This window comes from Promicromonospora iranensis (assembly GCF_028994775.1).
Classification (GTDB): domain Bacteria; phylum Actinomycetota; class Actinomycetes; order Actinomycetales; family Cellulomonadaceae; genus Promicromonospora; species Promicromonospora iranensis_A.
The window spans coordinates 62,545-85,883 of the sequence record NZ_JAJQMN010000008.1 but is presented as its reverse complement, the minus strand read 5'-3'; the positions used below and the strand labels follow the sequence as shown (position 1 = coordinate 85,883).

Below are 23,339 nucleotides of genomic sequence, written 5' to 3'. Positions count from 1 at the left end.
CAGGGGTCAAAGCGAAGCGGGCCTCAGCGCACCGCTCCTGACATGAGGTTCGACACGTCCGCCTGTGGCGTCTGGGCTGATGTGGTGCCACGGTAGGAGCATGACCGAGGAAACCCCAGCCACGACGCCAGGACCGGACGGGCTCGCTGAGGGCGATACCGACCAGCTCCCCACCGAGGACACGCTGCTCAACCGGGGCACCAAGGATGCCCTGGACGAGGGCTACTCCCCGCCCGAGCGCCCCCGGAGCAACCACTGGGGCGAGACCTCGTGGGAGGAGCGCCACGGCGAGCCGATGGACCAGCGCCTCAACGAGGAAGAACCCGATGTCTGGGAGACGGACCCTCTGGACCGCGCCGACACGTCGCGCGCGGGACGGCTCGTGTCCGACCCCGACGCCGATCCCGGCAGCTACGCCGGCGAGGACGGCAGCCGCGAGAACGACGTGTACGGGACCGACGCGGGCATCGACGGTGCCGGCGCCAGCGCCGAGGAGGCGGCGGTCCACTGGGTCGAGGAGCCGTGACCGGAGTGCAGCGCAGGGTGCGGGCCGCAGCGGAGCAAGGCACGCGCCCGTAGCGGAACGCAGGTCACGGCGACCATGGGCACGAGCCGTGACCGGAGTGCAGCGCAGGGTGCGGGCCGCAGCGGAGCAAGGCACGCGCCCGTAGCGGAACGGGACGCCGCCGAGGTAGTCATCTGGCGAGCTGGTCGTCCCAGACGTCCTCCTCCATGCGCTTGGCGCGGACGGCGTCGGCGCGGACGGCCAGCTCGTCGTCCGGCGGGAAGGTGATCTCCTCGAGGCACAGGCCCTCCGGGGGCACGACGAAGACGCCCGCGTCCCGGCGGCGGCTCGCCAGGAGGTCCGCGGGCCAGCTCACGGGGCGCCGCCCCTCCCCCACGGCGATCGAGGCGCCGACCAGCGCGCGCACCATGTTGTGGCAGAACGCGTCGGCGACCACGTGCGCGATCGCGAGCCCGGCGTCCGGGCCGTCGGCAGGGCGCTCCCATGCGATGCGCTGCAGCTCGCGGATGGTCGTCGCACCCGGCCGCGGTTTGCAGTACGAGGCGAAGTCGCGGACCCCGACGAGGGGGCGGACCGCGTCGTCCATCGCGGCGACGTCGAGGGGCTTGCGGGACCACAGGACGTGCCGGCGCCGCAGCGGGTCCCGGAGACCCGGCTCGTCCGCGATCCGGTAGGTGTAGCGGCGGCGCAGGGCCGAGAAGCGCGCGTCGAAGCCCGGCGGTGCCGGCCTGGCGGCACGGACGACGACGTCGGTCGGGAGCACGCCTGTCAGGCGGGACACCAGAGCCTCCGCCGGGGTGCGGCTGGACCGCCCCGAACGGCCCGGCAGCGCCGCCCAGGCCTCCGCCTCGAGATCGACGTGCGCCACCTGACCTCGCGCATGGACGCCTGAGTCGGTACGTCCGGCGACCGTGAACCGCGGTGTCGGACGGCCGAGCTGCTCGCTGCGGAGCACTCGCGCCAGACCCTCCTCGAGGGCGCCCTCCACGGTGCGCAGGCCCGGCTGCCGTGCCCAGCCGGCGAAGTCGGTCCCGTCGTAGGCGAGGTCGAGCCGGACCCTGATGAACTCGTTCACACCAGCCATCTTCCCCGATGCACGCCCCAGGGTTCGTACAGTGACTCCATGGCAGACACCCTCACCCTCGCGGTCGACTGCGGTGGCGGCGGGATCAAGGCGGCAGTGCTCGACTCGTCCGGTACCGCCCACGCGGCACCGGTCCGTGTACCGACCCCCTACCCGCTGCCGCCCGAGCTGCTCGTCGACACGATCGCGAAGATCGCCACCGACCTGCCGACCGCCGCGCGGGTCACCGTCGGCATGCCCGGCATGATCCGCAGCGGCGTCGTCGTGCACACACCGCACTACATCACCCGGTCAGGGCCACGCTCCCGCGTGGTGCCGGCCCTGCTGGACGCGTGGCGCAGCTTCGACATGCGCGCGGCGGTCGCCCATCGGCTGGGCCTGCCCGCCCTCGTCCTGAACGACGCGGAGGTGCACGGCGCGGGTGTCGTCGCGGCGTCGGGCTTGGAGCTGGTCATCACGCTCGGCACCGGCCTGGGGACCGCCATGTTCCACGGCGGGCGCATCGCGCCGCACCTGGAGTGGTCGCACGCCCCGGTGCGGCGCAACCTCACGTACGACCAGTACATCGGTGAGCCCGAACGCCGCCGGCTCGGCGACGGCCTGTGGTCGCGCCGGGTGGTCACCGTCGTCGACGGGCTGCGGCCCGTCTTCCACTGGGACCGGCTCTACATCGGTGGCGGCAACTCGCGGTGCATCACGCCGTCGGCCCTGGCCCGGCTCGGGGACGACGTCGTCATCGTGCCGAACTCTGCCGCACTGGTGGGCGGCGCACGGGCCTGGGACCTGCCTCCGACGCAGTGACCCGCCGAGAACGACGACGCCGGGCCGCACCCTCCGTACGGAAGGTGCGGCCCGGCGTCGTGCAGGAGGGAAAGAGGCTCAGGCCTCCTTCTTCCCCTTCTTGGTGGCCTTCTTCTCAGCGGCGTCCTCGGCCGGAGCCTCAGCGGCGTCCTCGACCGGGGCGTCGGTGACGTCCTCGGCCGGAGCGTCCTCGACCGGGGCGTCCTCGACGGGCGCCTCGGTCACAGGGGCTGCCTTCTCGGCGGCCTTGGTGGCCTCCTTGACGACGGCCTGCTTGGGGCTCACGGGCTCGGTGACGAGCTCGATGACCGCCATCGGCGCGTTGTCGCCCTTGCGGGTGCCGATCTTGGTGATGCGCGTGTAGCCACCGTTGCGCTCGGCCATGGCCGGGGCGATCTCGGTGAAGAGCGTGTGCACCACGCCCTTGTCACGCACGACGGTGAGCACGCGGCGACGAGCGGACAGGTCGCCCTTCTTCGCGAACGTGATCAGGCGCTCAGCCAGGGGACGCAGGCGCTTGGCCTTGGTCTCCGTGGTCGTGATGCGGCCGTGCTCGAAGAGGGAGGTCGACAGGTTCGCGAGAATCAGGCGCTCGTGAGCCGGGCTACCGCCGAGCCGCGGACCCTTGGTGGGGGTAGGCATTACTTGTCTCCTTGGAAGTGGTTCCGCGCGTCCGGCCTAGGCCGGACGCGGGACGTCAGTACGACTGCTCGTCGCCGCTGTAGGCCGCGGAGTCGCCACCCTCGAAGTACGAAGCGCCGGCCGGATCGAAGTCCAGCGGCGAGTCCTTGAGGCTGAGGCCGAGCTCGGCCAGCTTCTCCTTGACCTCGGTGATCGACTTCGCACCGAAGTTGCGGATGTCGAGCAGGTCCGCCTCGCTGCGGGCAACAAGCTCGCCCACCTGGTGGATGCCCTCGCGCTTGAGGCAGTTGTACGAACGGATGGTGAGGTTGAGCTCCTCGATCGGCAGCGCCAGGTCCGCGGCCAGCGCGGTGTCCGTGGGCGACGGGCCGATCTCGATGCCCTCGGCCTCGACGTTCAGCTCACGTGCCAGGCCGAACAGCTCGACCAGGGTCTTGCCAGCCGATGCGAGCGCGTCGCGAGGCGTGATCGCCTGCTTCGTCTCGACGTCGACAATGAGCTTGTCGAAGTCGGTGCGCTGCTCGACTCGGGTGGCCTCGACCTTGTACGTGACCTTGAGGACCGGCGAATAGATCGAATCAACCGGGATGCGCCCGATCTCCGCGTCGAACTGCTTGTTCTGCGCGGCGGACACGTACCCACGGCCCCGCTCGACGGTCAGCTCGATCTCGAGCTTGCCCTTGTCGTTGAGGGTGGCGATGTGCAGGTCGGGGTTGTGGACCTCGACTCCCGCCGGCGGAACGATGTCCGCGGCGGTCACGATGCCGGCGCCCTGCTTGCGCAGGTACATCACGACGGGCTCGTCGTTCTCCGAGGAGACCACGAGGTTCTTGATGTTGAGGATGATCTCGGTGACGTCTTCCTTCACGCCCGACACGGTGCTGAACTCGTGCAGCACACCGTCGATACGGATGGACGTGACAGCCGCGCCCGGGATGGACGACAGCAGGGTGCGACGCATCGAGTTGCCGAGCGTGTAGCCGAAGCCAGGCTCGAGCGGCTCGATGGAGAAGCGGGAACGGCTCTCCGAGATGACCTCTTCGGTCAGCGTGGGGCGCTGTGCGATAAGCACTGTGGGTGTCCTTTCAGTGTGCGTCCGCTATATGACGCATCACGGCATGCGATCTCTCGCGGCCCGGGCGGATCTCTGTCACCGTCCGGGCGAAGTTGCTCACCGCAAGCGGTGAGCGAACGTCTCGATCGCGGTGCGGCCGCACGGCCCAGGGGCTGCGTGGCCGCACCGCGGCGCGACGGATATCAGACGCGGCGACGCTTCGGGGGGCGGCAGCCGTTGTGAGCCTGGGGCGTCACGTCCTGGATCGAGCCGACCTCGAGGCCGGTCGCCTGGAGCGAGCGGATGGCGGTCTCGCGACCGGAACCCGGGCCCTTCACGAAGACGTCGACCTTCTTGACGCCGTGCTCCTGCGCGCGGCGAGCGGCCGACTCGGCAGCCATCTGCGCGGCGTACGGGGTGGACTTGCGGGAGCCCTTGAAGCCGACGTGGCCTGCGGACGCCCACGACACCACGGCACCGGACGGGTCGGTGATCGAGATGATCGTGTTGTTGAACGTGGACTTGATGTGCGCCTGGCCGAGCGGGACGTTCTTCTTGTCCTTGCGGCGGGGCTTGCGGCCTGCGGCGGCGCGAGTCTTGGGAGGCATATGTGTTTTCGAATCTCCTGGTCTGATCGGACCGGGGCGGTCTCAGCTCGGTGAGCCGACCGCTCCACGGACTGCTATCAGCGGGCCTTCTTCTTGCCCGCGACGGTGCGCTTGGGACCCTTGCGGGTACGCGCGTTGGTCTTGGTGCGCTGACCACGCACCGGCAGGCCGCGACGGTGGCGCAGGCCCTGGTAGGTGCCGATCTCGACCTTGCGGCGGATGTCGGCCGCGACCTCACGGCGGAGGTCACCCTCGAGCTTGAAGTTGCCCTCGAGGTGGTCACGGAGCGCGACGAGCTCGGCGTCGCCGAGGTCCTTCACGCGGACGTCCGGGCTGATGCCCGTGGCGGCCAGGGTCTGCTTCGCGCGGGTACGACCCACACCGAAGATGTAAGTGAGCGCAACCTCAAGCCGCTTGTCGCGGGGGAGGTCGACGCCGATAAGACGTGCCATGTGCCTTCCGGCTCCTGTACTGCTCGTCGGAGGTCTGCCGCACCGCCATCCCGCGAGATCTCGCGGGCCCCGGCCTCCGGACCGAGGGTTCCCCTTGCTGCGCGGTTGCCCGCGTGGCGAGGTTCGAGGTGGTGCGCTGGTGGTGGCCTCAGCCACCGACCCGGGCGGTTGCCCGGGCTGTGATCAGCCCTGGCGCTGCTTGTGGCGCAGGTTGTCGCAGATCACCATGACGCGACCGTGCCGGCGAATCACCTTGCACTTGTCGCAGATCTTCTTGACGCTCGGCTTGACCTTCATCGGATTTTTCCTCCGCAACGAACGTCCGGTTTCCCGGTGCGCGCGCAGCAGTGTCGTGGGTGGTCGATCATGCGGCGACGTCACCTCCGGCCAGGCCGTGGTCGACGTAGCCCCGGATCGGGGACTGACTACTTGTAGCGGTAGACGATCCGGCCGCGGGACAGGTCGTACGGGCTGAGCTCCACCACCACGCGGTCCTCAGGAAGGATCCGGATGTAGTGCTGACGCATCTTGCCCGAGATGTGCGCGAGAACCTTGTGACCGTTCGACAGCTCCACGCGGAACATCGCGTTCGGCAGAGCCTCGATCACGCTGCCCTCGATCTCGATGACACCGTCCTTCTTTGCCATATCCTCCGCTAACTCTCGTCGTGACTGCTTCCACGCCCACGGCGCCGCAGGAGCCTGCGTTGCCGACAGTCGGGTGTGGATGTCGCGTGCGTCCGTGTACCGCCAACCTCGTGTGCCTCGGCCTGCGCCCCGCTCGCGCGGGGACCGGCAGGCGCCTCGGCACCCTTTGAAGAACTGGAGGCGTTGAACGGACTACACCCAGCGGTCTAGCCTACGTCACTTCGTAAAGCATTCAAAGCGCAGGGCGCCGGCGACGGGCACTCGGGCCGTGAGCCTCACCACGCGGGGCCGCTCAGAGGTCGTACTCGACCCCCGGGAGACCGATCATCGTGTGCGGCAGACTGTCGACGAAGAAGAACAGCATCGGGAGCCAGCCGAGCACGACGCCCAGGCCGAGCGCGATGAGCACGGACGTGCCCCGAGCCTTCCAGAGCCACACCCCGAGCAGCCACACCACGACACCGAGCAGCAGTACCGACTCCCACACGAGCAGCGAGGTGCCGAACCCGAGCACGGTGCCGGCCCACAGGAAAGGGCTGGGCGCGAGCCGGCGGCCCCACGTGGCGAGCCAGCGACCGAACCGCCGGAGAGCGCTGCCTGCCGCCGGAAGGACCCGTGCGTACCAGGACGTCCGGGCTGCGCCGGCATGTGCGGGCGCCGCACTGGTGGTGTCGCCGCGCGGCCCGGTATCCGCGCCCGGCCCCGAGGAGCTGGCGCTGCCGGACAGGATGTGCGCTTCATCGGTCACGGGGCCGATCGTAGCCAACTGACTCCGAGTTCAATAGACCCCGGGTGAAAGTCACCGGTACGAGCAGGGCTCAGTCGAGCGAGACCGGTTCGACGCCGAAGACGCCGAGGCGCTCCGCTCCCCCGTCGACCGCGGTGAGGACGATGATGCCGTCCTCCACGATCGCGGTGGAGTGCTCCCAGTGCGCCGCACGGGAACCGTCGACGGTGACCACCGTCCAGTCGTCCTCCAGGACGCTGGTCTCGGAACCGCCGCGCGTGATCATCGGCTCGATGGCCAGGCACATCCCGGACCGCAGCCGGGGACCGGACGCCGACGTCTTGTAGTTGTGCACGTCCGGCGGCTGGTGCATGGCGCTGCCGATGCCGTGCCCGACGTACTCCTCGACGATGCCGTACTCGACACCGTTGAACTCTCCGGCCATCTCGACGGCGGCCTCGACGGCCTCCCCGACGGCGTTCAGCCGCTTCGCGGATGCCAGGGCGGCGATACCCGCCCACATGGCGGCCTCCGTCGCCCGGACGAGCGCGATGTCGGCGAGGTCCGCGCCCGCGGCGACCAGGTCGCCGTCGGGCAGCTTGTGGTCCAGCGCCCCGTCGGGACCCAGGACGAACGAGATGGCCGAGTCCCCGTGCCAGCCCTCGACGATCGCGCCGCAGTCGACCGAGACGAGATCACCCGCCGCGAGCACCCGGCTGCCCGGGATCCCGTGGATGACCTCTTCGTTGACTGACGTGCAGATGACCCCCGAGAAGCCGTGGTAGCCCAGGAAGGAGGGCGCCGCGCCGGCGTCCTCGATGGACCGGGCCGCCACGGCGTCCAGGTCGGCCGTCGTCAGGCCGGGCCGGGTCGCAGCCCGGACCGCGGCCAGCGTGTCCGCGACCACCAGACCGGCACGCCGCATGAGGCGCACCTGGTCCGGCGTCTTGTACTCGACCCGCTCCCGCCCGAAGACCACGCCTCAGCCCAGCTGGGCCGCGAGAGCGGCGACGATACGGTCGGTGACCTCGGTGATCTCGCCGAGCCCGTCGACCTGGACGAGCAGGTTGCGCTCGGCGTACGCCGCCGTCAGCGGTGCTGTCTGCTCCGCGTAGATGTCGAGGCGGCGCGTGATCGCGTCCTCGGTGTCGTCGTCGCGCCCCTCGTCCTGAGCGCGCTTCGCGATGCGCGTCAGGAGCTCGTCGCGGTCCGCCGTCAGCTCGATGACGCCGTCCAGCTCCCAGCCGAGGTCGGCGAGGATCCGGTCGAGCTCCGTGACCTGGGCCGCGTTGCGCGGGTACCCGTCGAGGATGAAGCCCTCCTTGACGTCGGGCTCCGCGAGGCGGTCCCGGACCATCGCGTTGGTGACCTCGTCCGGGACGAGGTCACCCTTGTTCGTGTACTCCTGCGCAAGCTTGCCCAGCTCGGTCTCCCCCGCGATGTTCGCGCGGAAGATGTCGCCCGTCGAGATCGGGACGATCCCGAAGACCTCGGCGAGACGGGCCGCCTGCGTGCCCTTGCCCGCACCCTGCGGACCCATGATGACCAGGCGCGTGACCTGACCCTCCTGGTCCGGACGAGCATGCAGCTCGCGGCGGGAGGTGGTGGTGGGAGTCTGACTCAACGGAGAAATCCTTCGTAATGGCGCTGCTGCAGCTGTGAATCGATCTGCTTGACCGTATCCAGCCCGACACCGACCACGATCAGGATCGAGGCGCCACCGAAGGGCAGGTTGGTGCTGACGCCGAGGAAGACGAGCACCAGCGTCGGGATCAGCGCGATCAGCGCGAGGTACACGGAACCGGCGGAGGTGATCCGGGTGATCACGAAGTCGAGGTACTCCGCCGTGGGGCGGCCGGCGCGGATGCCCGGGATGAAGCCGCCGTACTTCTTCATGTTGTCCGCGACCTCGTCCGGGTTGAACGTGATCGAGGTGTAGAAGAAGCAGAAGAAGATGATCATCAGCGTGTAGACCGCGATGTACAGCGGCGACGACTGCTGGACCAGGTTGTTGGAGATCCAGATGACCCAGTCGGCGCTCTGGTCCCCGAACTGGGCGATCAGGCCCGGGATAGCGAGGATCGACGCCGCGAAGATCACGGGGATCACGCCGGACATGTTGATCTTGATCGGGATGTAGGTGCTGGTGCCGCCGTACATCCGGCGGCCCACCATGCGCTTCGCGTACTGCACCGGGATGCGGCGCTGCGACTGCTCGACGAACACCACGAGGCCGATCACCACGATGATGACCAACAGCATCACGGTGAAGTTGACGGCGCCGTTGGCGCCACCGGCGATCGACCAGAGCGACGTCGGGAAGCTCGCCGCGATCGACGTGAAGATCAGCAGGGACATGCCGTTGCCGACGCCGCGCTCGGTGATCAGCTCACCGATCCACATGACGAGGCCGGTACCGGCCGTCATGGTGATGACCATGAGGATCGAGGTCAGGATGCCGTCGTCGACGATGACGTTGAGGTCACAGTTCTGGAAGAGCACACCCTGGCGGGCCGTCGTGATGACGGTCGTGGACTGGAGGATCGCGAGGGCGATCGTCAGGTAGCGGGTGTACTGGGTCAGCTTGGTCTGACCCGACTGGCCCTCCTTCTGCAGCGCCTCGAAGCGTGGGATCACCACGCGAAGCAGCTGCACGATGATGCTCGCCGTGATGTACGGCATGATCCCGAGGGCGAAGATCGACAGCTGCAGCAGAGCGCCGCCGCTGAAGACGTTGATCAGACCGAGCAGGCTGTTGTCGCCCTCCGAGGCGATGCACTGCTGCACGTTCGCGTAGTCCACACCGGGGGTCGGGATGAACGACCCGAGCCGGAAGATCGCCATCATCGCGATCGTGAACAGCAGCTTGCGCCGCAGGTCTGGCGTCCGGAAAGCCCGGCCGAAAGCGCTGAGCACCCTATCCTCCTGGCCCGCCGTTGCGGGATCTAGTGTCGCCGGCTGGCACCGGCGAGGTGTGTCGAACGTGGGCCAGACCACAACGGTGCAGCCAGACCGTGTCGGATTCTACGTTGCTCACGGGGTCTCTCGGACCACGAGAGCCCCCCAGTTTTCTCAAGAGAGCACACAGGGCCGGCCGCGCATCATGCGCCGCCGGCCCTGCAGCAGTCTCAGGCCTCCGAGACCGTACCGCCGGCCGCCAGGATCTTCTCCTTGGCGGACGCCGAGACGCGGTCGACCGCGATCTCGAGCTTGACGGTGATCTCGCCGTTGCCCAGCACCTTCACGGGCTGGCCCTTGCGGACCGCACCCTTGGCGACGAGGTCCTCGACGGTGACGGAGCCACCCTCGGGGAACAGCGCGGAGAGCTTGTCCAGGTTCACGACCTGGAACTCCACGCGGAACGGGTTCTTGAACCCACGCAGCTTCGGGAGGCGCATGTGCAGAGGCATCTGCCCACCCTCGAAGCCAGCGGGGACCTGGTAACGAGCCTTCGTACCCTTGGTACCACGACCTGCCGTCTTACCCTTCGACGCCTCACCACGACCCACACGGGTCTTCGCGGTCTTGGCGCCGGGGGCCGGACGGAGGTGGTGCATCTTCAGCGGCTTGTTCTCCGCCATGATCACTCGACCTCCTCGACGGCGACGAGATGCGCCACCGTCTTGACCATGCCGCGAATCTCCGCACGGTCCTCCTTCACGGCGGTGTCGCCGATCCGCTTGAGGCCGAGGGTTCGCAGCGTGTCACGCTGGTTCTGCTTGCCGCCGATGGCGGACTTGGTCTGAGTCACCTTGAGTCGAGCCATCACGCACCCGCCTTTGCAGTCGACTCGGCACGACCAGCGGCCTGCGCACGAAGGAGTGCGGCCGGAGCCACGTCCTCGAGCGGGAGGCCACGACGAGCGGCAACAGCAGCCGGCTCCTCGAGGCCCTTCAGTGCCGCGACCGTGGCGTGCACGATGTTGATCGCGTTCGACGAACCGAGCGACTTGCTCAGCACGTCGTGGATGCCGGCGCACTCCAGCACGGCGCGCACCGGACCACCGGCGATCACACCGGTACCCGGCGACGCCGGACGCAGGAACACGACACCGGCGGCCTTCTCACCCTGGATGGGGTGAGGGATGGTGCCCTGGATACGAGGGACGCGGAAGAAGTTCTTCTTCGCCTCCTCGACACCCTTGGCGATCGCCGCGGGCACCTCCTTGGCCTTGCCGTAGCCGACGCCTACGGTGCCGTCACCATCGCCCACCACGACGAGCGCGGTGAAGCTGAAGCGACGTCCACCCTTGACGACCTTGGCGACGCGGTTGATGGAGACGACCTTCTCGACGAAGGCGCTCTTCTCCTCGCGTCCGCCGCGGCGGTCGTCCCGACGTCCGCCACCACGGCGGTCGTTTCGGTCCTTGTTCTCGGTGGCGGCACCCTGGGGGGCGCCGCTGCGCTGCCCTGCAGCCATCAGAGAGTCCTCTTCTTCCGTGCGTTGGTCATCACAGGGCCAGACCGCCCTCGCGGGCGCCGTCAGCCACTGCAGCGACGCGACCGTGGTACTTGTTGCCGCCGCGGTCGAACACGACGGTGTCGACGCCGACAGCCTTGGCACGCTCGGCGACAAGCTCGCCGATCTTGCGGGCCTTGGCCGTCTTGTCGCCGTCGAACGCACGCAGGTCGGCCTCGAGGGTCGACGCCGAGGCGACGGTCTTGCCCACGCTGTCGTCCACGACCTGCGCCACCATGTGGCGCGAGGAACGGGTGACAACCAGACGCGGACGAACGGCGGTGCCTGCGATCTTCTTGCGCAGGCGCAGGTGACGACGCTGACGAGCGACGGACTTGCCCTTGCCCAGGATCTTGATAGCCATCGTCACTTACCAGCCTTTCCGACCTTGCGGCGGACGTTCTCGCCGGCGTAACGCACGCCCTTGCCCTTGTAAGGCTCGGGCTTGCGGATCTTGCGAATGTTCGCTGCGACCTCGCCGACCTGCTGCTTGTCGATGCCCGAGACCGAGAACTTGGTGGGGCTCTCGACTGCGAACGTGACGCCCGCAGGCGGTTCGACGACAACGGGGTGGCTGAAGCCGAGCGCGAACTCGAGGTTCGAGCCCTTCGCCACGACACGGTAACCAGTACCGACGATCTCGAGCTTCTTCTCGTAGCCCTGCGTCACACCGGTGATCATGTTGGCGATCAGGGTGCGGGTCAGGCCGTGCAGCGCACGGGAGTTCCGCTCGTCGTCCGGGCGGGACACCACAAGCTGGGCGTCCTCCTGGGCGACATTGATGGGTGCGGGCACGTTGTGCTCGAGAGAACCCTTGGGGCCCTTCACGGTCACGAGCGCGCCGCTGACAGTGATGTCCACGCCGGCTGGGACCGGAACGGGAAGCTTGCCGATTCGAGACATTGGCGTTTTCTCCTTTCCGGATTACCAGACGTAGGCGAGGACTTCGCCGCCGACGCCCTTGGCCTGTGCCTGACGGTCGGTGAGGAGGCCGGAGGACGTGGACAGAATCGCCACGCCCAGGCCGCCGAGCACCTTGGGCAGATCGGTGGACTTGCGGTAGACACGCAGACCGGGCTTCGAGACGCGGCGCACGCCCGCCAGGGCGCGCTCCCGGTTCTGGCCGTACTTCAGCTCGAGCGTGAGGGTCTTGCCCACCTGGGCATCCTCCACGGACCAGCCGACGATGTAGCCCTCGGCCTGCAGGATCTCAGCAATGTGCGTCTTCAGCTTCGACGACGGCATGGAAACCGTGTCGTGGTGCGCCGAGTTCGCGTTACGCAGACGGGTCAGCATGTCTGCGATCGGGTCGGTCATAGTCATCGGGCTCTTGCCCTTCCTCGCCGGGGTATCCGAGCGGCCCCGAGGGACCGAACAGACCTACGGCGTAGTTGTGTTACCAGCTGCTCTTGGTGACGCCCGGGAGCTCGCCGCGGTGGGCCATCTCCCGAACGCAGATGCGGCACAGGCCGAACTTGCGGTAAACGGAGTGCGGGCGACCGCACTTCTGGCACCGGGTGTAGGCGCGAACCGCGAACTTCGGCTTGGCGGCCGCCTTGTTGATCAGGGCCTTCTTCGCCATGTCAGTTCTCCTTGAAGGGGAAGCCGAGACGGCGCAGCAGAGAGCGGCCCTCGTCGTCGGTCGTCGCCGTCGTCACGACCGTGATGTCCATACCGCGGACCCGGTCGATCTTGTCCTGGTCGATCTCGTGGAACATCGACTGCTCCGTGAGACCGAAGGTGTAGTTGCCGTGCCCGTCGAACTGCTTGGGCGACAGACCACGGAAGTCGCGGATACGCGGCAGGGCGGTCGCCAGCAGGCGGTCGAGGAACTCCCACATGCGGTCACCACGAAGCGTCACGTGCGCACCGATCGGCATGCCCTCGCGCAGCTTGAACTGAGCGATGGACTTACGAGCCTTGGTGACCTGCGGCTTCTGACCGGTGATCGCCGAGAGGTCGCGGATAGCGCCCTCGATGAGCTTCGAGTCCTTGGCCGCGTCGCCCACACCCATGTTCACGACGATCTTCGTGAGACCGCCGGCCTGGTGCAGGTTCTTGTGGCCGAACTCTTCGATCAGCGCCGGGAGGATCTCCTCGCGGTACTTCTGCTTGAGGCGCGGCTGGGCCGGGGCCTCGATGGTCGTCTCGGTCATCAGATGTCCTTCCCGGAGCGCTTCGCAACGCGGATCCGGACGGTCTTGGTACGACCGTCGCGCTCCACCTGCTCCTCGCGGTACCCGACGCGGGTGCCCTTCTTGGTCTCCGGGTCGACGATCATCACGTTGCTCACGTGGATCGGCGCCTCGACCGTCTCGATGCCACCGGTGCGGGCGCCGCGCTGCGACTGACCCACCTTGGTGTGCTTCGTGACACGCTGGACGCCCTCGACCACGAGGCGGTCGGAGTCCTTGAGGACCTCGAGCACCCGGCCGGTCTTGCCCTTGTCGCGACCCGAGATCACGATGACCTGGTCGCCCTTCTTGATCTTCGCCATGGTCAGAGCACCTCCGGAGCCAGCGAGATGATCTTCATGAACCGCTTGTCACGCAGCTCACGACCCACCGGGCCGAAGATGCGGGTGCCGCGAGGCTCACCGTCGCCCTTCAGGATGACGGCGGCGTTCTCGTCGAACTTGATGTAGGAACCGTCGGGACGGCGGCGCTCCTTGGCGGTCCGGACGACGACAGCCTTGATGACGTCGCCCTTCTTCACGTTGCCGCCCGGGATCGCGTCCTTGACGGTGGCGACGATGGTGTCGCCGATTCCGGCGTAGCGACGGCCCGAACCACCGAGAACGCGGATGCAGAGAATCTCCTTGGCACCCGTGTTGTCGGCGACCCGAAGTCGCGACTCCTGCTGGATCATTGAATGAACTCCTGTCGTCGAACTGGTTCTCGCGCGGACTGATTCCGGCGAGCCTGGTCGAACGGATAGTTGCTGTGCTGAGCCGGGACGGCACGCGTACGTGTGTCACGCACCGCCCCAGCCGAAATAGAAGTCCTTACTTGGCCTTCTCGAGGATCTCCACGAGCCGGAACCGCTTGGTAGCGGACAGCGGGCGGGTCTCCATGATGACGACCAGGTCGCCGACACCGGCGCTGTTCTGCTCGTCGTGCGCCTTGACCTTGGTCGTGCGACGGATGACCTTGGCGTAGAGCGGGTGCTTCACCCGGTCCTCGACCTCGATCACGATGGTCTTGTCCATCTTGTCGCTGACCACGTAGCCACGGCGCACCTTACGCGTCGGGCGCTGGGCCTCGGGGGCCGCAGACGTCGTGTTCTCGCTCATTGCCTCACTCACTCACGCTCGGAGCCGTACGGATGCCGAGCTCGCGCTCACGCAGGATCGTGTAGATCCGAGCGATGTCACGACGGACGGCCTTGAGACGACCGTGGCTCTCGAGCTGGCCGGTCGCCGACTGGAAGCGGAGGTTGAAAAGCTCCTCCTTGGCTTCCTTCAGCTTGGCGACGAGAGTCTCGTCATCCATGCCATCCAGATCGATGGGGGCAAGCCCCTGCGTACCGATAGCCATCAGACACCACCCTCGCGCACCACGAAACGGCACTTCATCGGGAGCTTGTGCATCGCGCGGCGCATGGCCTCGCGAGCAAGGGACTCGTCAACACCGGCCAGCTCGAAAAGAATCCGACCCGGCTTGACGTTGGCGACCCACCACTCCGGAGAACCCTTACCGGAACCCATGCGGGTCTCGGCAGGCTTCTTCGTCAGCGGACGGTCCGGGTAGATGTTGATCCACACCTTGCCGCCACGCTTGATGTGGCGAGTCATTGCGATACGCGCCGCCTCGATCTGGCGGTTGGTGACGTACGCCGGCTCCAGAGCCTGGATGCCGAAGTCGCCGAACGCGATCTGGGTGCCACCCTTTGCCGCACCGGAGCGCGACGGGTGGTGCTGCTTGCGGTGCTTGACCCTGCGCGGGATCAGCATGGTCAGGCCTCCGTTCCGGTCTCTGCGGCCGGAGCAGCGGCTGCCTCAGCCACGGGGGCTGCCTCAGCACTGCGCTCGGCCGGACGCTCGTTACGACGACCGCCACCGCGACGCTCGCCACCGCGCTCGCCACGCTCGGGGCGGTCGCCCCGGCCACGGCCCTGACGGGGAGCGGCGGTAGCCTGCTGAGCGGCGAACTCCTTCTCGGTGACCTCGCCCTTGTAGATCCACACCTTCACGCCGATGCGGCCGAAGGTGGTGCGGGCCTCGTAGAAGCCGTAGTCGATGTACGCACGGAGAGTGTGCAGGGGCACGCGGCCCTCGCGGTAGAACTCCGAACGGCTCATCTCGGCGCCGCCGAGGCGGCCGGCGACCTGCACGCGGATACCCTTCGCGCCGGCACGCTGGGCGGACTGCATGCCCTTGCGCATCGCGCGACGGAAGGAGACACGGCTGGCCAGCTGCTCGGCAATGCCCTGAGCAACGAGCTGCGCGTCGATCTCCGCGTTCTTGACCTCGAGGATGTTGAGCTGAACCTGCTTGCCCGTGAGCTTCTCGAGCTCGCCGCGGATGCGGTCGGCCTCAGCACCTCGACGGCCGATCACGATGCCCGGACGTGCCGTGTGGATGTCCACGCGGACACGGTCGCGGGTGCGCTCGATCTCAACCTTGGAGATACCGGCACGCTCGAGACCAGTGCTCATGAGCTTGCGGATCTGAACGTCCTCACGGACGTAGTCGCGGTACCGCTGACCAGGCTTGGTGCTGTCGGCGAACCAACGCGACCGGTGGTCAGTCGTAATACCCAGGCGGTACCCGTGCGGGTGAACCTTCTGTCCCACTATCGGGCCCCTTCCTTGTCGGCGAGCACCACGGTGATGTGGCTGGTGCGCTTAAGAATGCGCGTAGCACGTCCCTGAGCCCGCGGCCGGAAACGCTTGAGCGTCGGCCCCTCGTCCACGAACGCGGCGGAGACGACCAGGTCGCCCTCGTCGAAGCGCTCGCTCGCGCGGTCGGCCTTCACCCGAGCGTTCGCGATCGCGCTCTCCACGACCTTGCGGATCGGCTCACTGGCGGCCTGCGGTGCGAACTTCAGCACCGCGACGGCCTCAGAGGCCTGCTTGCCACGGATGAGGTCCACGACGCGCCGGGCCTTCTGGGGCGTGACACGGACGAACCGCGCCTGCGCCTTGGCTTCCATTGCTGTCCTGCTTCCTTTTCTCAGACAGTCCAGATCATCACTGCTGTGGTGGGGAGAACCCCACGCCTCAGCGGCGACGACCCTTCCTGTCGTCCTTCACGTGGCCGCGGAAGGTCCGCGTGGGAGCGAACTCGCCGAGCTTGTGGCCGACCATCGACTCGGTCACGAAGACCGGGACGTGCTTGCGACCGTCGTGCACGGCAAAGGTGTGACCGAGAAAGTCGGGCGTGACTACCGACCGACGGGACCAGGTCTTGATAACTGTCTTGGTCCCCTTCTCGTTCTGGACGTCCACCTTCTTCTGGAGGTGACCGTCTACGAAGGGGCCCTTCTTCAGGCTACGAGGCATGTTTCAGGCTCCTATCAGCGCTTCTTGCCGGTACGACGGCGACGGACGATCATCCGGTCGCTCGACTTGTTCGGACGGCGGGTACGACCCTCGGCCTGGCCCCAGGGGCTGACCGGGTGACGTCCGCCGGACGTCTTACCTTCACCACCACCGTGGGGGTGGTCCACCGGGTTCATGGCGACACCGCGGACGGTCGGGCGCTTGCCCTTCCAGCGCATGCGGCCGGCCTTGCCCCAGTTGATGTTCGACTGCTCGGCGTTGCCGACCTCGCCGACCGTTGCGCGGCAGCGGAGGTCGACCATCCGGATCTCGCCGGACGGCATGCGCAGCTGCGCATAGGGGCCGTCCTTGGCAACGAGCTGCACCGACGCACCAGCCGAACGAGCGATCTTCGCACCGCCACCGGGCCGAAGCTCGATGGCGTGGATGACCGTACCGGTCGGGATGTTGCGCAGCGGCAGGTTGTTGCCGGGCTTGATGTCGGCACCCGCACCGGCTTCGATGCGGTCGCCCTGCGACAGCTTGTTCGGCGCGATGATGTAGCGCTTCTCGCCGTCCGCGTAGTGCAGGAGCGCGATGCGCGCCGTGCGGTTGGGGTCGTACTCGATGTGAGCGACCTTCGCAGGCACGCCGTCCTTGTCGTGACGACGGAAGTCGATGACGCGGTAGGCGCGCTTGTGGCCGCCGCCCTTGTGACGCGTCGTGATGCGACCGGTGTTGTTGCGTCCACCGGTCTTGCTCAGCGGGCGGATCAGCGACTTCTCCGGCTGCGAGCGTGTGACCTCGACAAAGTCGGCAACGCTGGAGCCGCGGCGGCCGGGCGTCGTCGGCTTGTACTTACGGATTCCCATGGAAACCTGTCCTCAATCGTCTCTCGTCAGCTCAGCCGACCGGACCGCCGAAGATGTCGATCGTGCCCTCGCGGAGGGTGACGATCGCACGCTTCGTGTCCTTGCGCTTGCCGAGGCCAAAACGCGTGCGACGCGTCTTGCCCTTGCGGTTCATCGTGTTCACCGACGCGACCTTGACGCTGAAGACCTTCTCGATAGCGATCTTGATCTCGGTCTTGTTGGCGCTCGGGTCCACGATGAAGGTGTACTTGCCCTCGTCGAGAAGGTTGTAGCTCTTCTCGGAGACGACCGGCGCGAGCAGGATGTCGCGCGGGTCCTTCACGGTGACGGTCACTTGGCAGTCTCCTCAGCGGTCTCGGCCTCGGACTCCGTGGCGACAGCCTTCGCGCCCTTGGTCGGGCCCTCGAGGAACGCGGCAAGCGCACCCTCGGTGAAGATGACGTCGTCGGAGACGAGCACGTCGTAGGTGTTCAGCTGGTCAGCGACCAGGAGGTGCACCTCGGGAACGTTGCGCAGGGACTTGACCGTGGCCTCGTCATCGCGCTGCGTCACGACGAGCACGTGAGCGCGCGTCGTCAGCTTCGTGATGGTGGCAAGCGCCGTCTTGGTCGACGGGACACCCTCGATGCCGAAACCGGCAACGACGTGCACGCGACCGGAACGAGCGCGGTCCGAGAGGGCACCGCGCAGGGCGGCAGCCTTCATCTTCTTCGGGGTGCGCTGGTCGTAGCTGCGCGGCTGCGGGCCGTGGACGACGCCACCGCCGGCAAACTGCGGAGCACGCGTCGAACCCTGGCGGGCGCGGCCGGTGCCCTTCTGCTTGTACGGCTTGCGGCCACCACCGCGAACCTCGCCACGAGTCTTCGTGGACGCGGTCCCCTGGCGGGCGGCTGCGCGCTGCGCAACGACCACCTGGTGGATCAGCGGGATGTTCACGGCGACGTCGAACACCTCAGAAGGGAGCTCGGCGGTGCCGGACTTCTTGCCCTGGGCGTCCAGGACGTCGACAGTCAGAGCGGTCATCGGGTTCACGCTCCCTTCGCGGCGTTACGCACGAGGACGACGCCACCCTTGGGGCCGGGAACCGCGCCCTTGACGAGCAGCAGACCCTTCTCAGCGTCGACCGCGTGAACGGTCAGGTTCTGGGTGGTCTGACGGGCGTTACCCATCCGACCGGCCATCTTCATGCCCTTGAAGACTCGCGACGGCGTCGAAGCGCCACCGATCGAGCCGGGCTTGCGGTGGTTACGGTGCGCACCGTGCGATGCACCGACGCCGTGGAAGCCGTGACGCTTCATCACACCGGCGGTACCCTTGCCCTTGGTGGTGCCAACCACGTCGACCACGGCGCCGGCCTCGAAGGCGTCAGCAGTGATCTCCTGGCCGAGCGTGAACTCGGAGGCGTTCTCGGTACGGATCTCGGCCACGTGACGGCGCGGCGTGACGCCGGCCTTCTCGAAGTGGCCCTTGAGGGGCTTGGTGACCTTGCGCGGGTCGACCTGGCCGGTCGCGAGCTGAACAGCCGCATAACCGTCGGCGTCGACCGTGCGGACCTGGGTCACCACATTGGTGCCCACGGACACGACGGTCACCGGCACGAGGCGGCCTGCCTCGTCCCAGAGCTGCGTCATGCCGAGCTTGGTCCCGAGCAACGCGGTCACGTTCTTCTGCTGGTTGGTCATGATGTCCTCCAGCCTCAGAGCTTGATCTCGATGTTCACGTCCGCCGGCAGGTCGAGTCGCATGAGCGAGTCGACGGCCTTGGGCGTGGGATCGATGATGTCGATGAGCCGCTTGTGCGTACGCATCTCGAAGTGCTCGCGGCTGTCCTTGTACTTGTGAGGCGACCGGATCACAACGAAGACGTTCTTCTCCGTCGGCAGCGGCACCGGACCCACGACCGTCGCACCAGCGCGAGTGACCGTGTCGACGATCTTGCGCGCCGAACTGTCGATCACCTCGTGGTCGTAGGACTTGAGCCGGATGCGGATCTTCTGTCCCGCCATGGCGTCGTCTGACTCTCTCTCTCGAACCGCTACTGTCCGACCCACGCACTCGGGCGTGTCGCTTAAAGCGGCACAGCCGGGCGCATAACACCATGACTGGTGCCGGGGCCGTTGGGAAGTGATCTGGACCAGCTGTACAGCCGGACCGACCACGACGTTTGCCGAGCCTGCTCGGAACAGTGCCTCCGGCAGAACCGAAGGACGTGTGCTCCGCGGGGCGCCTCGTAGCATCGAATAGCAGGCGATAAACCCCGCGACCCCACACCCGGTTTCTCCCCGGGAGGGTGACCGCTCCAGCCTCTGCTGGCCCCGAACGATCCGGGACCAAGGACTGCGGTTCTGCACACTGTTCGACACTTGAAAGAGCGCGCCTGTGACAGGCAACTATGCAATCTTGCCATACGACTCCGCATGTACCAAACGGAGGATGGTGTGACGCCCACTACTTACGCGATGAGGCCCGGGTGCCGAAGCACCCGGGCCCCATCGTTCAGCTGACTTCCGTCAGATGAGTCTGTGCTCCAAGATCACTTGATGATCTTGGTGACACGGCCTGAACCGACCGTGCGGCCACCCTCGCGGATGGCGAAGCCCAGACCCTCCTCCATGGCGATCGGCTGGATGAGCTCGACCGACATCTCGGTGTTGTCGCCGGGCATGACCATCTCGGTGCCCTCGGGCAGCGTGATGACGCCGGTGACGTCCGTGGTGCGGAAGTAGAACTGCGGGCGGTAGTTCGAGTAGAACGGGTTGTGACGGCCACCCTCGTCCTTGCCCAGGATGTAGACCTGAGCCTCGAAGTTCGTGTGCGGGGTGATCGAACCCGGCTTCACGATGACCTGACCGCGCTCGACGTCCTCGCGCTTGATGCCACGCAGGAGCAGACCGGTGTTGTCGCCGGCCTGAGCCTGGTCCATCTGCTTGTGGAACGTCTCGATACCGGTGACCGTGGTCTTCTGCGGCTGGCGGATGCCGACGATCTCGACGTCCGAGTTGATGTCCAGCGTGCCACGCTCGACCTTGCCGGTGACGACGGTGCCACGACCGGTGATCGTGAAGACGTCCTCGATCGGCATGAGGAACGGCTTGTCGAGGTCGCGCTCCGGCTCCGGGACGTTCTCGTCCACGGCGTCCATCAGCTCGACGATCTTCTCGACCCACTCGGCGTCGCCCTCGAGGGCCTTGAGGCCGGAGACGCGCACGACGGGAGCGTTGTCGCCGTCGAACTCCTGCGAGGAGAGGAGCTCACGGACCTCCATCTCGACGAGCTCGAGGATCTCCTCGTCGTCGACCATGTCGGACTTGTTGAGCGCCACGAGCAGGTAGGGCACGCCGACCTGACGGGCGAGCAGCACGTGCTCACGCGTCTGGGCCATCGGGCCGTCGGTCGCGGCGACCACCAGGATCGCGCCGTCCATCTGGGCGGCACCGGTGATCATGTTCTTGATGTAGTCGGCGTGACCCGGAGCGTCGACGTGCGCGTAGTGGCGCTTCGGCGTCTCGTACTCGATGTGCGCGATGTTGATCGTGATACCGCGCTGCTTCTCCTCCGGCGCGGCGTCGATCTCGTCGAAGTTGCGCTGCGTGTTCGCCGGGAGCTCCGGGTACTTGTCCGCAAGCGTCTTCGAGATCGCGGCGGTCAGCGTCGTCTTACCGTGGTCGACGTGACCGATCGTGCCGATGTTGACGTGCGGCTTGGTCCGCTCGAACTTGGCCTTAGCCACTGGGGTCCTCCTGGGACTTGGGTAGATGTTCCGAACGTTGCAGATGTCCGGCCAAGAAGCCTACAACTGCGGGGCGTGCGGTTCTTCCTACAGGTTGGTTGTGCGGGTCGACCTGTGGGGACTCACTCGCCCCGGGTCTTCTTGATGATCTCTTCGGCAACTGCCTTGGGAACCTCGGCGTAGCTGTCGAACTGCATCGAGTACACCGCGCGACCCTGGGTCTTCGACCGGAGGTCACCGATGTAGCCGAACATCTCACTGAGCGGCACCTGGGCGCGAACGACCTTGACGCCGGTCGCGTCCTCCATGGACTGGATCATGCCACGTCGGGAGTTGATGTCGCCGATCACGTCGCCCATGTACTCCTCGGGCGTACGCACCTCGACGGCCATGACCGGCTCGAGCAGGACCGGGTCGGCGCGCTTGACGCCTTCCTTGAAGACCATCGAACCGGCAATCTTGAACGCCATCTCCGAGGAGTCGACGTCGTGGTACGCACCGTCGATCAGCGACGCCTTGACGCCGACGACCGGGAAGCCCGCCAGCACACCCTGCTGCATGGCCGACTGGATACCAGCGTCCACGGACGGGATGTACTCGCGCGGGATGCGGCCACCGGTGACGGCGTTCTCGAACTCGTAGAGCTCGCCCTCCGTCGTCTCCAGCGGCGCAAAGGTCACCTGGACCTTGGCGAACTGGCCGGAACCACCCGTCTGCTTCTTGTGCGTGTAGTCGACCTTCTCCGCAACGCGGCGAATGGTCTCGCGGTAGGCGACCTGCGGCTTACCGACGTTCGCCTCGACCTTGAACTCGCGACGCATACGGTCGACGAGGATGTCGAGGTGGAGCTCGCCCATGCCGCCGATGACGGTCTGGCCGGTCTCGTCGTCCAGCCGCACGCGGAAGGTCGGGTCCTCCTGCGCGAGCTTCTGGATGGCGGTCGACAGCTTCTCCTGGTCGGCCTTCGTCTTCGGCTCGATCGCCACGTCGATGACGGGCTCCGGGAAGCTCATCGACTCGAGGATGACCTGGTTCTGCGGGTCGCACAGGGTGTCACCGGTGGTGACGTCCTTGAGCCCGATGAACGCGTAGATGTGGCCGGCGTGCGCCTCTTCGACCGGGTTCTCCTTGTTGGAGTGCATCTGGAAGAGCTTCCCGATGCGCTCCTTCTTGCCCTTGGTCGAGTTCTGCACGGCGGCGCCCTGCGCGACCTTGCCCGAGTACACGCGGACGTAGGTCAGCTTGCCGAAGAACGGGTGCGTGGCGACCTTGAACGCCAGCGCCGAGAACGGCTCCGTCTCGTCCGGCCGACGCTCGATGATCTTCTCTGCGTCCTTGACGTCGACGCCCTGGACAGCCGGGACGTCGAGCGGAGTCGGCAGGTAGTCGATCACGGCGTCGAGCATGGGCTGGACGCCCTTGTTCTTGAACGCCGAGCCGCACAGGACCGGGAAGGCCGCGGACTTGATGACGAGCTTCCGGATGCCGGACTTGATCTCCGGAACCGTCAGCTCCTCGCCACCGAGGAACTTCTCGAGCAGCTCGTCGTCGGCCTCGGCGACAGCCTCGACCAGGTCGGCGCGGTACTGCTGCGCCTTCTCGAGCATGTCGGCCGGGATCTCCTCGACCTCGTACTCCTCACCCATCTTGGTGTCGCCGCGCCACGTGAGCGCCTTCATCTCGATGAGGTCGACAACGCCCTCGAAGTCGTTCTCAGCACCGATCGGGAGCTGGATGACGAGCGGCTTCGCCTTGAGGCGGTTGATGATGGTGTCGACGGTGAAGTAGAAGTCCGCACCGAGCTTGTCCATCTTGTTGACGAAGCAGATGCGCGGGACGTCGTACTTGTCCGCCTGCCGCCAGACCGTCTCCGACTGGGGCTCGACGCCCTCCTTGCCGTCGAACACGGCAACGGCACCGTCGAGCACGCGCAGCGAACGCTCCACCTCGACCGTGAAGTCGACGTGACCAGGCGTATCGATGATGTTGATCTGGTTGTTCTTCCAGTAGCAGGTCGTCGCGGCGGACGTGATCGTGATGCCGCGCTCCTGCTCCTGCTCCATCCAGTCCATCGTCGACGCACCGTCGTGCGTCTCACCGATCTTGTAGTTCACACCCGTGTAGAAAAGGATGCGCTCGGTCGTCGTGGTCTTGCCGGCATCGATGTGGGCCATGATGCCGATGTTGCGGACCTTGTTCAGGTCGGTCAGCACGTCGAGTGCCACGGTGTCTTACCCCTTGGTCTGAAGGTGGGCTGG

General features: G+C 67.0%; 36 protein-coding genes. 2 read left to right on the top strand and 34 right to left on the bottom strand.

The window, feature by feature from the left end:
* Positions 1 to 100: 100 nt before the first annotated feature.
* Positions 101 to 526 carry a DUF5709 domain-containing protein gene (locus LUU90_RS16175; RefSeq protein ID WP_275004551.1) on the top strand — a complete coding sequence of 142 codons (426 nt, stop codon included), beginning with the start codon at positions 101 to 103 and terminating at the stop codon, positions 524 to 526.
* Positions 527 to 695: 169 nt separating this feature from the next.
* Here LUU90_RS16175 and truA read toward each other — a convergent pair whose 3' ends face one another.
* A complete protein-coding gene (gene truA / locus LUU90_RS16170; RefSeq protein WP_275004550.1) occupies positions 696 to 1,610 on the bottom strand; it encodes a tRNA pseudouridine(38-40) synthase TruA in 915 nt (304 codons plus the stop codon).
* 39 nt (positions 1,611 to 1,649) lie between these two features.
* Between truA and LUU90_RS16165 the strand changes: the two genes are divergently transcribed.
* Positions 1,650 to 2,411, top strand: coding sequence for an ROK family protein (locus LUU90_RS16165; protein ID WP_275004549.1), 762 nt, complete (start codon positions 1,650 to 1,652; stop codon positions 2,409 to 2,411).
* A gap of 78 nt (positions 2,412 to 2,489) precedes the next feature.
* On the opposite strand, the gene rplQ is transcribed toward LUU90_RS16165, so the two are convergent.
* The 33 genes from rplQ to fusA all read right to left on the bottom strand — a co-directional run bounded on the left by rplQ (position 2,490) and on the right by fusA (position 23,306).
* Positions 2,490 to 3,053, bottom strand: coding sequence for a 50S ribosomal protein L17 (rplQ, locus tag LUU90_RS16160; RefSeq protein ID WP_275004548.1), 564 nt, complete (start codon positions 3,051 to 3,053; stop codon positions 2,490 to 2,492).
* 55 nt (positions 3,054 to 3,108) lie between these two features.
* The gene (locus LUU90_RS16155) at positions 3,109 to 4,125 is read right to left on the bottom strand and encodes a DNA-directed RNA polymerase subunit alpha (RefSeq protein WP_129788496.1); all 1,017 of its coding nucleotides are present in this window, start codon (positions 4,123 to 4,125) and stop codon (positions 3,109 to 3,111) included.
* Between the two features lie 185 nt (positions 4,126 to 4,310).
* On the bottom strand, positions 4,311 to 4,715 hold the full coding sequence (rpsK, locus tag LUU90_RS16150; RefSeq protein ID WP_020016139.1) for a 30S ribosomal protein S11: 405 nt from the start codon (positions 4,713 to 4,715) through the stop codon (positions 4,311 to 4,313).
* 77 nt (positions 4,716 to 4,792) lie between these two features.
* Positions 4,793 to 5,167: a 30S ribosomal protein S13 gene (gene rpsM, locus LUU90_RS16145; protein ID WP_129788495.1), complete on the bottom strand. Its 375-nt coding sequence runs from the start codon at positions 5,165 to 5,167 to the stop codon at positions 4,793 to 4,795.
* A 183-nt stretch (positions 5,168 to 5,350) separates the two neighbouring features.
* Positions 5,351 to 5,464: a 50S ribosomal protein L36 gene (gene rpmJ, locus LUU90_RS16140; protein WP_003956441.1), complete on the bottom strand. Its 114-nt coding sequence runs from the start codon at positions 5,462 to 5,464 to the stop codon at positions 5,351 to 5,353.
* Positions 5,465 to 5,592: 128 nt separating this feature from the next.
* A complete protein-coding gene (infA, locus tag LUU90_RS16135) occupies positions 5,593 to 5,814 on the bottom strand; it encodes a translation initiation factor IF-1 (protein ID WP_020016137.1) in 222 nt (73 codons plus the stop codon).
* A gap of 292 nt (positions 5,815 to 6,106) precedes the next feature.
* Positions 6,107 to 6,562, bottom strand: a complete 456-nt coding sequence (locus LUU90_RS16130) for a hypothetical protein (protein ID WP_275004546.1) — start codon at positions 6,560 to 6,562, stop codon at positions 6,107 to 6,109.
* Between the two features lie 70 nt (positions 6,563 to 6,632).
* Entirely contained in the window at positions 6,633 to 7,520 is an 888-nt protein-coding gene (gene map, locus LUU90_RS16125) for a type I methionyl aminopeptidase (RefSeq protein ID WP_275004544.1), read from the bottom strand.
* Positions 7,521 to 7,523: 3 nt separating this feature from the next.
* A complete protein-coding gene (locus LUU90_RS16120; RefSeq protein WP_275004873.1) occupies positions 7,524 to 8,081 on the bottom strand; it encodes an adenylate kinase in 558 nt (185 codons plus the stop codon).
* A gap of 80 nt (positions 8,082 to 8,161) precedes the next feature.
* On the bottom strand, positions 8,162 to 9,457 hold the full coding sequence (gene secY, locus LUU90_RS16115; RefSeq protein ID WP_275004542.1) for a preprotein translocase subunit SecY: 1,296 nt from the start codon (positions 9,455 to 9,457) through the stop codon (positions 8,162 to 8,164).
* A 212-nt stretch (positions 9,458 to 9,669) separates the two neighbouring features.
* Entirely contained in the window at positions 9,670 to 10,122 is a 453-nt protein-coding gene (rplO, locus tag LUU90_RS16110; protein WP_274993160.1) for a 50S ribosomal protein L15, read from the bottom strand.
* Positions 10,123 to 10,124: 2 nt separating this feature from the next.
* Positions 10,125 to 10,307: a 50S ribosomal protein L30 gene (gene rpmD / locus LUU90_RS16105; RefSeq protein ID WP_020016131.1), complete on the bottom strand. Its 183-nt coding sequence runs from the start codon at positions 10,305 to 10,307 to the stop codon at positions 10,125 to 10,127.
* Positions 10,307 to 10,960 carry a 30S ribosomal protein S5 gene (gene rpsE / locus LUU90_RS16100; protein ID WP_275004541.1) on the bottom strand — a complete coding sequence of 218 codons (654 nt, stop codon included), beginning with the start codon at positions 10,958 to 10,960 and terminating at the stop codon, positions 10,307 to 10,309. Before rpsE ends, rpmD begins: the two co-directional genes overlap by 1 nt.
* A 31-nt stretch (positions 10,961 to 10,991) precedes the next feature.
* A complete protein-coding gene (gene rplR, locus LUU90_RS16095; protein WP_274993158.1) occupies positions 10,992 to 11,363 on the bottom strand; it encodes a 50S ribosomal protein L18 in 372 nt (123 codons plus the stop codon).
* A 2-nt stretch (positions 11,364 to 11,365) separates the two neighbouring features.
* Positions 11,366 to 11,902 carry a 50S ribosomal protein L6 gene (rplF, locus tag LUU90_RS16090; RefSeq protein ID WP_275004540.1) on the bottom strand — a complete coding sequence of 179 codons (537 nt, stop codon included), beginning with the start codon at positions 11,900 to 11,902 and terminating at the stop codon, positions 11,366 to 11,368.
* A gap of 21 nt (positions 11,903 to 11,923) precedes the next feature.
* Positions 11,924 to 12,322: a 30S ribosomal protein S8 gene (gene rpsH, locus LUU90_RS16085; protein ID WP_274993156.1), complete on the bottom strand. Its 399-nt coding sequence runs from the start codon at positions 12,320 to 12,322 to the stop codon at positions 11,924 to 11,926.
* Between the two features lie 73 nt (positions 12,323 to 12,395).
* Entirely contained in the window at positions 12,396 to 12,581 is a 186-nt protein-coding gene (locus tag LUU90_RS16080) for a type Z 30S ribosomal protein S14 (RefSeq protein WP_021480434.1), read from the bottom strand.
* A gap of 1 nt (position 12,582) precedes the next feature.
* The gene (gene rplE, locus LUU90_RS16075) at positions 12,583 to 13,155 is read right to left on the bottom strand and encodes a 50S ribosomal protein L5 (protein ID WP_116673596.1); all 573 of its coding nucleotides are present in this window, start codon (positions 13,153 to 13,155) and stop codon (positions 12,583 to 12,585) included.
* Positions 13,155 to 13,496, bottom strand: a complete 342-nt coding sequence (rplX, locus tag LUU90_RS16070) for a 50S ribosomal protein L24 (RefSeq protein ID WP_116673595.1) — start codon at positions 13,494 to 13,496, stop codon at positions 13,155 to 13,157. The genes rplE and rplX overlap by 1 nt, the downstream gene beginning before the upstream one ends.
* Positions 13,497 to 13,498: 2 nt before the next feature.
* Positions 13,499 to 13,867, bottom strand: a complete 369-nt coding sequence (rplN, locus tag LUU90_RS16065) for a 50S ribosomal protein L14 (RefSeq protein ID WP_274993155.1) — start codon at positions 13,865 to 13,867, stop codon at positions 13,499 to 13,501.
* A gap of 136 nt (positions 13,868 to 14,003) precedes the next feature.
* Positions 14,004 to 14,291 carry a 30S ribosomal protein S17 gene (gene rpsQ / locus LUU90_RS16060; RefSeq protein WP_275004539.1) on the bottom strand — a complete coding sequence of 96 codons (288 nt, stop codon included), beginning with the start codon at positions 14,289 to 14,291 and terminating at the stop codon, positions 14,004 to 14,006.
* A 4-nt stretch (positions 14,292 to 14,295) separates the two neighbouring features.
* Positions 14,296 to 14,535 (bottom strand): 50S ribosomal protein L29, encoded by a 240-nt coding sequence (rpmC, locus tag LUU90_RS16055; protein WP_116673593.1) that lies wholly within the window; start codon positions 14,533 to 14,535, stop codon positions 14,296 to 14,298.
* On the bottom strand, positions 14,535 to 14,951 hold the full coding sequence (gene rplP, locus LUU90_RS16050) for a 50S ribosomal protein L16 (protein ID WP_108492297.1): 417 nt from the start codon (positions 14,949 to 14,951) through the stop codon (positions 14,535 to 14,537). The genes rpmC and rplP overlap by 1 nt, the downstream gene beginning before the upstream one ends.
* 2 nt (positions 14,952 to 14,953) lie before the next feature.
* Positions 14,954 to 15,793, bottom strand: coding sequence for a 30S ribosomal protein S3 (rpsC, locus tag LUU90_RS16045; protein WP_275004537.1), 840 nt, complete (start codon positions 15,791 to 15,793; stop codon positions 14,954 to 14,956).
* A complete protein-coding gene (gene rplV / locus LUU90_RS16040; RefSeq protein WP_116673591.1) occupies positions 15,793 to 16,152 on the bottom strand; it encodes a 50S ribosomal protein L22 in 360 nt (119 codons plus the stop codon). The genes rpsC and rplV overlap by 1 nt, the downstream gene beginning before the upstream one ends.
* 67 nt (positions 16,153 to 16,219) lie before the next feature.
* On the bottom strand, positions 16,220 to 16,501 hold the full coding sequence (gene rpsS, locus LUU90_RS16035) for a 30S ribosomal protein S19 (protein ID WP_253869175.1): 282 nt from the start codon (positions 16,499 to 16,501) through the stop codon (positions 16,220 to 16,222).
* Positions 16,502 to 16,515: 14 nt separating this feature from the next.
* The gene (gene rplB / locus LUU90_RS16030) at positions 16,516 to 17,352 is read right to left on the bottom strand and encodes a 50S ribosomal protein L2 (protein WP_275004535.1); all 837 of its coding nucleotides are present in this window, start codon (positions 17,350 to 17,352) and stop codon (positions 16,516 to 16,518) included.
* 31 nt (positions 17,353 to 17,383) lie between these two features.
* Complete coding sequence (rplW, locus tag LUU90_RS16025) at positions 17,384 to 17,686, bottom strand: 50S ribosomal protein L23 (protein WP_129788480.1); 303 nt, start codon at positions 17,684 to 17,686, stop codon at positions 17,384 to 17,386.
* Positions 17,683 to 18,375, bottom strand: coding sequence for a 50S ribosomal protein L4 (gene rplD, locus LUU90_RS16020; protein ID WP_275004533.1), 693 nt, complete (start codon positions 18,373 to 18,375; stop codon positions 17,683 to 17,685). Before rplD ends, rplW begins: the two co-directional genes overlap by 4 nt.
* Before the next feature lie 5 nt (positions 18,376 to 18,380).
* Positions 18,381 to 19,034 carry a 50S ribosomal protein L3 gene (rplC, locus tag LUU90_RS16015; RefSeq protein WP_274993151.1) on the bottom strand — a complete coding sequence of 218 codons (654 nt, stop codon included), beginning with the start codon at positions 19,032 to 19,034 and terminating at the stop codon, positions 18,381 to 18,383.
* Positions 19,035 to 19,048: 14 nt separating this feature from the next.
* A complete protein-coding gene (rpsJ, locus tag LUU90_RS16010) occupies positions 19,049 to 19,357 on the bottom strand; it encodes a 30S ribosomal protein S10 (protein WP_019146773.1) in 309 nt (102 codons plus the stop codon).
* Between the two features lie 527 nt (positions 19,358 to 19,884).
* On the bottom strand, positions 19,885 to 21,081 hold the full coding sequence (gene tuf, locus LUU90_RS16005) for an elongation factor Tu (protein WP_275004532.1): 1,197 nt from the start codon (positions 21,079 to 21,081) through the stop codon (positions 19,885 to 19,887).
* A 122-nt stretch (positions 21,082 to 21,203) separates the two neighbouring features.
* Positions 21,204 to 23,306, bottom strand: a complete 2,103-nt coding sequence (gene fusA / locus LUU90_RS16000; RefSeq protein ID WP_275004530.1) for an elongation factor G — start codon at positions 23,304 to 23,306, stop codon at positions 21,204 to 21,206.
* Between the last annotated feature and the right edge of the window lie 33 nt (positions 23,307 to 23,339).

Coding starts and splice junctions, on each gene's coding strand:
- rplO (WP_274993160.1), bottom strand. CDS start 10,122: ATGGCGGAGAACAAGCCGCTGAAGATGCACCACCTCCGTCCGGCCCCC.
- rplQ (WP_275004548.1), bottom strand. CDS start 3,053: ATGCCTACCCCCACCAAGGGTCCGCGGCTCGGCGGTAGCCCGGCTCAC.
- LUU90_RS16175 (WP_275004551.1), top strand. CDS start 101: ATGACCGAGGAAACCCCAGCCACGACGCCAGGACCGGACGGGCTCGCT.
- rplR (WP_274993158.1), bottom strand. CDS start 11,363: ATGGCTATCAAGATCCTGGGCAAGGGCAAGTCCGTCGCTCGTCAGCGT.
- rplD (WP_275004533.1), bottom strand. CDS start 18,375: ATGACCGCTCTGACTGTCGACGTCCTGGACGCCCAGGGCAAGAAGTCC.
- truA (WP_275004550.1), bottom strand. CDS start 1,610: ATGGCTGGTGTGAACGAGTTCATCAGGGTCCGGCTCGACCTCGCCTAC.
- infA (WP_020016137.1), bottom strand. CDS start 5,814: ATGGCAAAGAAGGACGGTGTCATCGAGATCGAGGGCAGCGTGATCGAG.
- rpsK (WP_020016139.1), bottom strand. CDS start 4,715: ATGCCTCCCAAGACTCGCGCCGCCGCAGGCCGCAAGCCCCGCCGCAAG.
- rpsQ (WP_275004539.1), bottom strand. CDS start 14,291: ATGAGCGAGAACACGACGTCTGCGGCCCCCGAGGCCCAGCGCCCGACG.
- rplV (WP_116673591.1), bottom strand. CDS start 16,152: ATGGAAGCCAAGGCGCAGGCGCGGTTCGTCCGTGTCACGCCCCAGAAG.
- LUU90_RS16120 (WP_275004873.1), bottom strand. CDS start 8,081: ATGGGTCCGCAGGGTGCGGGCAAGGGCACGCAGGCGGCCCGTCTCGCC.
- rpmC (WP_116673593.1), bottom strand. CDS start 14,535: ATGGCTATCGGTACGCAGGGGCTTGCCCCCATCGATCTGGATGGCATG.
- rpmD (WP_020016131.1), bottom strand. CDS start 10,307: ATGGCTCGACTCAAGGTGACTCAGACCAAGTCCGCCATCGGCGGCAAG.
- rplB (WP_275004535.1), bottom strand. CDS start 17,352: ATGGGAATCCGTAAGTACAAGCCGACGACGCCCGGCCGCCGCGGCTCC.
- rplP (WP_108492297.1), bottom strand. CDS start 14,951: ATGCTGATCCCGCGCAGGGTCAAGCACCGCAAGCAGCACCACCCGTCG.
- rpsJ (WP_019146773.1), bottom strand. CDS start 19,357: ATGGCGGGACAGAAGATCCGCATCCGGCTCAAGTCCTACGACCACGAG.
- rplC (WP_274993151.1), bottom strand. CDS start 19,034: ATGACCAACCAGCAGAAGAACGTGACCGCGTTGCTCGGGACCAAGCTC.
- LUU90_RS16165 (WP_275004549.1), top strand. CDS start 1,650: ATGGCAGACACCCTCACCCTCGCGGTCGACTGCGGTGGCGGCGGGATC.
- rplF (WP_275004540.1), bottom strand. CDS start 11,902: ATGTCTCGAATCGGCAAGCTTCCCGTTCCGGTCCCAGCCGGCGTGGAC.
- rpsE (WP_275004541.1), bottom strand. CDS start 10,960: ATGGCTGCAGGGCAGCGCAGCGGCGCCCCCCAGGGTGCCGCCACCGAG.
- rpsM (WP_129788495.1), bottom strand. CDS start 5,167: ATGGCACGTCTTATCGGCGTCGACCTCCCCCGCGACAAGCGGCTTGAG.
- rpsS (WP_253869175.1), bottom strand. CDS start 16,501: ATGCCTCGTAGCCTGAAGAAGGGCCCCTTCGTAGACGGTCACCTCCAG.
- LUU90_RS16080 (WP_021480434.1), bottom strand. CDS start 12,581: ATGGCGAAGAAGGCCCTGATCAACAAGGCGGCCGCCAAGCCGAAGTTC.
- rpsH (WP_274993156.1), bottom strand. CDS start 12,322: ATGACTATGACCGACCCGATCGCAGACATGCTGACCCGTCTGCGTAAC.
- rplE (WP_116673596.1), bottom strand. CDS start 13,155: ATGACCGAGACGACCATCGAGGCCCCGGCCCAGCCGCGCCTCAAGCAG.
- rplX (WP_116673595.1), bottom strand. CDS start 13,496: ATGGCGAAGATCAAGAAGGGCGACCAGGTCATCGTGATCTCGGGTCGC.
- rplN (WP_274993155.1), bottom strand. CDS start 13,867: ATGATCCAGCAGGAGTCGCGACTTCGGGTCGCCGACAACACGGGTGCC.
- rpmJ (WP_003956441.1), bottom strand. CDS start 5,464: ATGAAGGTCAAGCCGAGCGTCAAGAAGATCTGCGACAAGTGCAAGGTG.